Genomic DNA, 6,279 nt, shown 5'->3' on the forward strand with positions numbered 1-6,279 from the left:
CAATGATAGAAGTAAAACATTTAACCAAATCCTTTGGCGAAAAAACAGTTCTCGAGGATATCAATACCGTTTTTGAAACCGGTAAAACAAATTTAATCATTGGTCAGAGTGGTTCCGGAAAAACGGTTCTGATGAAAAATTTGGTAGGCCTTCTTACACCTACTCAGGGTGAAATATTATATGACGGAAGAGACTTTGTTCAAATGAGTAAAAAAGAAAAGGTAGCCATGAGACGAGAAATGGGAATGATCTTTCAGAGTGCTGCTCTTTTCGACTCTATGACTGTACTCGAAAACGTACGCTTTCCTCTTGATATGTTTTCATCCATGAATTATAACGAACGGGTTAAAAGAGCGCAAGACTGCTTAGATCGTGTTAATCTGATTGATGCTCAGAAAAAATTCCCTGGAGAAATTTCTGGTGGTATGCAGAAACGTGTTGCTATCGCTCGCGCTATCGTACTCAATCCTAAATATTTATTCTGTGATGAACCAAACTCTGGATTAGACCCAAAAACATCACTAGTTATAGACGAACTTCTGTCAAGCATCACAAAAGAATTTAATATTACCACGATTATTAATACCCATGATATGAATTCAGTTATGGGAATTGGAGATAATATCAACTTCATTTACAAAGGTCATAAAGAATGGCAAGGAACAAAAGATGAAGTCATGGAATCTACAAATGAGAAACTGAATGCACTTGTTTTTGCTTCAGACTTATTCCGAAAAGTAAAACAAGCAGAGATGAAAGGTGAAAAATTATAAGCTATCAACTGATACAGAAAAAATCGTCTTAGGATTAATCCCAAGACGATTTTTTTTATCTCATTTTCCAAATTCCTTGGTATTGTATCATTGGAACAACTATTTGTTCATTTGATTTATCACCATAATTCAAAACCAAAAAAACTTGAGCTGTGCGTCTAGCAGTATCTGCCTTAGCATTAGCTATTGTTACCTCTTTGATACCCTGATGCTCTACATTCTGCTGTCCTATGTACATTTTAGCATTTGCTATTAACTGCTCACGATACACCGCAGGAATACTATCTCGACGATAAGTAGCATCTACAAACTCTTCATACTTTCCTTGAAGAAGTTCATCATAATAACCTTTGGCCGCAATTGCTGCTAACTGTCCCATGTCCTCTTCCTTTTCATGAGAACAGGAAACAGCGCATAAGGACAGAAGCAAAATAATAAACATCAACAGTTTTTTCATTATTTCTGACGAATGAAAATATTGATAGGACATCCATGAAGATTCCAGTTTTCACGTATCTTATTCTCCAGAAATCTACGATAATTCTCCTTCACATACTGAGGTAAGTTAGCATAGAATACGAAAGAAGGAATCTGTGTATTAGGCAACTGAGTACAATATTTAATCTTAATGTACTTACCCTTGATACTCTGAGGAGGAGTAGCCTCGATAATAGGCAGCATCACCTCATTTAATTTAGATGTACCGATATGAATCTTACGATTCTGATACACATCCTTTGCAGTTTCTAAGACTCTGAAGATACGTTGCTTAGTCAGAGCAGAAGCAAAGATTATTGGGAAATCCACAAATGGTGCCATACGCTTACGGATAGCATTTTCAAAGGTATCTATTACCTTCTGCGATTTTTCCTCTACCAAATCCCACTTATTAACTACAACGACAAGAGACTTATTGTTTCTTTGAATTAACTGGAAGATATTCATATCCTGTGCTTCAATACCACGAGTTGCATCAAGCATCAAGATACATACATCACTGTTTTCAATAGCACGAATAGAACGCATTACAGAGTAGAATTCCAAATCCTCTGTTACTTTGTTCTTACGACGTATACCTGCTGTATCAACTAAATAAAAGTCAAAACCAAACTTATCATATTTCGTGTATATACTATCACGGGTAGTACCTGCGATTTCAGTAACGATATTACGATCTTCACCGATAAACGCATTGATAATACTGCTTTTTCCTGCATTAGGACGACCAACTACTGCAAAACGAGGTATATCCTCCTCTATGGTCTCTTCTGGACTATTAGGCATTTTCTCCAAAATCATATCCAGAAGATCACCTGTACCACCACCAGTAGCAGCACTGATACAAACAGGGTCTCCCAAACCCAACTTATAAAATTCTGCTGCCTCATAGTATTCACCACTATTGTCTACCTTGTTGGCAACAAGAATAATAGGAAGTTTTGCACGACGAAGAATCTTGGCTACATCAACATCCCAATCGGTTACACCTGTTTCTGTATCTACTAAGAAAAGAACCAAATCTGCCTCTTCTGTAGCTACTAACACCTGTCTACGAATTGCATCTTCAAAAATATCATCAGATTTTACAACCCAACCTCCGGTATCAACAACCGAAAAGTCTTTACCATTCCATGAAACCTTGCCATACTGGCGGTCGCGTGTGGTACCTGCAGTATCACTTACGATAGCACGACGAGACTGAGTAAAACGATTGAAAAGCGTTGATTTTCCTACATTAGGACGACCAACAATTGCAACTAAATTTGCCATTGCTATTTACAAAGAGCTTATCTCTCCATAAAGATTGGAGAGTTAGGGAGAGGTCACCGCACCCTAGTTAATACTCTGTTTGCCGAGATGTGACCTTCTTTCCCGGCTCTCTCTTGCGAGAGGGTTTGTCCTCAATACCATTCAGGACAGAATGCTGGATAAACAAATACATTCTCTTTCACTCTCCAACTAAGTAAAAGAGAAAACTATATGATTATTATTCCGGATTATAACCGAAACTATCAAGTTCACGTTGTGAATTTCGCCAATCCTTATCAACCTTTACAAAAGTTTCCAAGAATACTCTTTTATCGAAAAATTTCTCAAGTGTCTTACGAGCTTCACTACTTACTTTCTTAAGAGCAACACCCTGATGACCTATAATGATACCTTTTTGCGAATCACGCTCCACATAAATTACCGCATTGATATGAATACGCTTTTCGTCTTCCTTAAATCTCTCGACAACAACTTCTACAGAATAAGGAATTTCTTTATCATAGTAAAGAAGTATCTTTTCTCGTATAATCTCGCTAACAAAGAACTTAGCAGGCTTGTCGGTCAATTGATCCTTATCAAAATAAGGAGGAGAATCAGGAAGAAGTTCTTTGATACGCTTCATCAGCATATCAACACCGAATTTATTTTTTGCTGAAATAGGTAGAATCTCTGCATTTGGAAGCAAACCATGCCATTTTTCTACAATATCGCCCAATAGCTTCTGATTACTTTCATCTATTTTATTGATAACAAGCAATACTGGAATTGTCATTTTCTTCACCTTGTCAAGAAAATCCTGATTTTTCTCTGGACTTTCTATAACATCAGTAACATAGAGTAAAACATCAGCATCAGCAAGAGCCGACTCTGAAAAAGCCAACATCATCTCCTGCATTTTGTAGTTTGGTTTCAAAACACCTGGAGTATCAGAAAAAACGATCTGACAATCATCATCATTGACAATACCCATAATGCGATGACGCGTAGTTTGAGCCTTAAATGTAGCAATACTAATACGCTCACCGACAAGTTGGTTCATTAATGTACTTTTACCAACATTCGGATTACCTACTATATTAACAAAACCTGCCTTATGCATATTCTATTGGATTATTAGTAATGAACAAAAAAACGCATCCCTTATCGAAAAATAAGAAGAATGCGTTTTCTTGTTGATATCTTTCTTTGTTTATTTCGAACCAGCTACATCAGCACCATCGTAAGCCCACTTGATATAAGCAGCACCATTAACGAAACCAGCACCAAACGCAGTGAATATCATATTATCACCTTTCTTAAGTTCCTTTTCTTTATCCCAAAGAACCAAAGGCATACAAGCCGCACTGGTATTACCATAATTTTGGATATTAACCATGACTTTCTCCATCGGCATATTTAAACGCTTAGCAAGAGCTTCGATAATACGTAAGTTAGCCTGATGAGGGACAACATGAGCTATATCGTCAACAGTAAGGTTATTACGCTCCATAACCTTTGCGCAATCATCACCCATAGCAGTTACAGCATAACGGAAAACCATACGACCTTCCTGATATGTATAATGCAGACGATGATCTACAGTAAATCTTGATGGAGGACAAACCGACCCACCTGCCTTTATATGCAAGAAAGGAAGACCTTTACCATCTGTTCGAAGTTCAGAATCGATGAGACCAATGTTCTCTTCTTCTGTTCCTTCAACCATTACAGCACCAGCACCGTCACCGAAAAGTGGACAAGTTGCGCGATCTTGATAATCCGTAATAGATGACATTTTATCAGCACCTATAACGATTATCTTTTTGTAACGACCACTCTGAATCATGCTACAAGCTACATCCAAAGCATAAAGGAAACCACAGCAAGCGGCAGAGAAATCAAATGCAAAAGCATTCTTTAGTCCTAACTTTCCTAATACAATTGAAGCTGTAGACGGATGTACATAATCAGGAGTAGTGGTAGCTACCATGACCGCATCAATGCTATCGGGATCAGAGGCAGTCTTCTTCATCAGAAGCTTAGCTGCCTTACGTGCCATATAAGAAGTGCCGAGTCCCTCTTCTGTGAGGATACGGCGCTCCTTAATACCTGTACGTGTTGTAATCCACTCATCATTGGTGTCAACCATTCTAGACAATTCCTCATTATTGAGAACATAGTCTGGAACATAACCAGCTACACCAGTGATGATAGCGTTAATTTTCTGCGGCATTATTCAGCAGCTTCCTTTACAACAGCAACTTTACCACGATAGTAACCACAAGTAGGGCATACTGTGTGGTATACATAATAAGCACCACAATTAGGGCAAACTGCCAATGTTGGAGCTACTGCCTTATCATGAGTTCTTCTCTTAAGAGTACGTGTCTTTGATTGTCTTCTTTTAGGATGTGCCATAATTCTTTAAACTTTTAAATTTTAATCTTTTAATTTCAAATTCTTTAAAGCTTCCCAGCGTGGATCTACAGTTGACTCTTCTTCCTCACCGCTTCGGACGGCTGAATGCTCTTCGAGCAATCTAATCATAGCAGAGTTACAATTACCAGGTGTATGCACGTGCTTGATAGGTATATCGAGTACTATAAATTCATAGATGAACCATGAAACATCGAGTATTCCTTCGTCCTCGGCCACCGTCACAAGGTCATCTTCTTCTGAGTAATCTTCACCAAACTTTACGACTAATTTATTTTCTGTATCAATAGATTGCTCCATATCATCCAGACATAAGTCGCAAGGAATGTGTACAAGGCCCTCTATATGGAAGTTAAGTTTGAAAAAGTCATCCACTCTCTGAATGGAAAGTGTACATACTAAATCACCGCGATGAATATCCGAAGCTTCTATTGCCAAGAAATACCCATCGTCTAGCTTCAACTGCATCTCAGTAATACCCTGAGGCAGAGCCTTCAAGTCTATTTTAAAACTTTCTAGACTACACATTTCGGGCTGCAAAGTTACGAATAATTTCTGATATATGATAATTTTATCCTTAAAAATATTATTTTTAATCTTTTTTCAATTCTATACGAAACGTTGTCCCCTTTCCTAATTCTGAATTTTTTACCCATATTCTTCCTTTATGGTATTCTTCTATAATGCGTTTAGCCAAACTGAGGCCTAATCCCCAACCTCTACTCTTAGTCGTAAAACCGGGTCTAAAGACATTTTCTATATCTTTTTTTCTTATACCCTTACCTGTATCAATAACCTCTATGGCAACTTTATCCGTCATTTCCTCTATACGAAGTGTAATCTGACCTTTCTCTCCTCCCATGGCATCAACTGCATTTTTGCATAGATTTTCTATGACCCATTCAAAGAGCTGAGAATTCATTTGAATGATAATATTTTGCTTAGGATAATCTAACACCATCTTAACAGAACGGGAGGTTCTACGATCCATATAATCTACTACATGGCTCAACACATCATGCAGTGATACAGGTGATAATTCTGGCAATGACCCTATTTTTGAAAACCGATCTGCAATTAATTGTAATCGAGCTACATCCTTGTCCATTTCAGGAATCAGTTTATCTTCAGGATAACTTTCCTTAAGTATTTCCACCCAGGCCATCAAACTTGATATTGGAGTGCCTAATTGATGAGCTGTTTCTTTAGATAAACCTACCCAAACACGATTTTGTTCCGCTCTCTTAAGCGCAAGTAGAGCAAATACTCCAATTAGGATAAATAGTAAGACAACAGCCAATTGTACAAAGGGATAAAGGGA

Annotated in this window: 8 protein-coding genes (1 of these 8 cut by a window edge); 1 reads left to right on the forward strand and 7 read right to left on the reverse strand. The window is 37.8% G+C overall.

What is annotated here, in order from left to right; all coding sequences use genetic code 11:
• Window positions 1-2 precede the first annotated feature (2 nt).
• Complete coding sequence (locus L6471_RS12110) at window positions 3-773, forward strand: ABC transporter ATP-binding protein (RefSeq protein WP_074550274.1); 771 nt, start codon at window positions 3-5, stop codon at window positions 771-773.
• 55 nt (window positions 774-828) lie between these two features.
• Here the strand turns inward: L6471_RS12110 and L6471_RS12115 are convergent, their stop codons facing one another.
• The 7 genes from L6471_RS12115 to L6471_RS12145 all read right to left on the reverse strand — a co-directional run.
• Window positions 829-1,230, reverse strand: a complete 402-nt coding sequence (locus L6471_RS12115) for a hypothetical protein (protein WP_027453624.1) — start codon at window positions 1,228-1,230, stop codon at window positions 829-831.
• A complete protein-coding gene (gene der / locus L6471_RS12120; protein ID WP_006282027.1) occupies window positions 1,230-2,543 on the reverse strand; it encodes a ribosome biogenesis GTPase Der in 1,314 nt (437 codons plus the stop codon). The genes L6471_RS12115 and der overlap by 1 nt, the downstream gene beginning before the upstream one ends.
• A gap of 217 nt (window positions 2,544-2,760) precedes the next feature.
• Window positions 2,761-3,642 carry a GTPase Era gene (gene era, locus L6471_RS12125; RefSeq protein WP_006282028.1) on the reverse strand — a complete coding sequence of 294 codons (882 nt, stop codon included), beginning with the start codon at window positions 3,640-3,642 and terminating at the stop codon, window positions 2,761-2,763.
• A 90-nt stretch (window positions 3,643-3,732) separates the two neighbouring features.
• Window positions 3,733-4,755: a beta-ketoacyl-ACP synthase III gene (locus L6471_RS12130; protein ID WP_006282029.1), complete on the reverse strand. Its 1,023-nt coding sequence runs from the start codon at window positions 4,753-4,755 to the stop codon at window positions 3,733-3,735.
• Window positions 4,755-4,940, reverse strand: a complete 186-nt coding sequence (rpmF, locus tag L6471_RS12135) for a 50S ribosomal protein L32 (RefSeq protein ID WP_006282030.1) — start codon at window positions 4,938-4,940, stop codon at window positions 4,755-4,757. Before rpmF ends, L6471_RS12130 begins: the two co-directional genes overlap by 1 nt.
• Window positions 4,941-4,961: 21 nt before the next feature.
• Window positions 4,962-5,486 (reverse strand): YceD family protein, encoded by a 525-nt coding sequence (locus tag L6471_RS12140; RefSeq protein ID WP_006282031.1) that lies wholly within the window; start codon window positions 5,484-5,486, stop codon window positions 4,962-4,964.
• Window positions 5,487-5,550: 64 nt separating this feature from the next.
• On the reverse strand, window positions 5,551-6,279 hold the 3' portion of the coding sequence (locus tag L6471_RS12145; protein WP_006282032.1) for a sensor histidine kinase. The gene runs 444 nt beyond the window's last position; 729 of the gene's 1,173 nt are visible here — the last part of the coding sequence; its start codon lies beyond the right edge, outside the window — the gene reads right to left on this strand; it ends in the stop codon at window positions 5,551-5,553.

The organism is Segatella bryantii (assembly GCF_022024215.1).
GTDB lineage: Bacteria > Bacteroidota > Bacteroidia > Bacteroidales > Bacteroidaceae > Prevotella > Prevotella bryantii.

Coding starts and splice junctions, on each gene's coding strand:
- L6471_RS12110 (WP_074550274.1), top strand. CDS start 3: ATGATAGAAGTAAAACATTTAACCAAATCCTTTGGCGAAAAAACAGTT.
- L6471_RS12115 (WP_027453624.1), bottom strand. CDS start 1,230: ATGAAAAAACTGTTGATGTTTATTATTTTGCTTCTGTCCTTATGCGCT.
- der (WP_006282027.1), bottom strand. CDS start 2,543: ATGGCAAATTTAGTTGCAATTGTTGGTCGTCCTAATGTAGGAAAATCA.
- era (WP_006282028.1), bottom strand. CDS start 3,642: ATGCATAAGGCAGGTTTTGTTAATATAGTAGGTAATCCGAATGTTGGT.
- L6471_RS12130 (WP_006282029.1), bottom strand. CDS start 4,755: ATGCCGCAGAAAATTAACGCTATCATCACTGGTGTAGCTGGTTATGTT.
- rpmF (WP_006282030.1), bottom strand. CDS start 4,940: ATGGCACATCCTAAAAGAAGACAATCAAAGACACGTACTCTTAAGAGA.
- L6471_RS12140 (WP_006282031.1), bottom strand. CDS start 5,486: ATGTGTAGTCTAGAAAGTTTTAAAATAGACTTGAAGGCTCTGCCTCAG.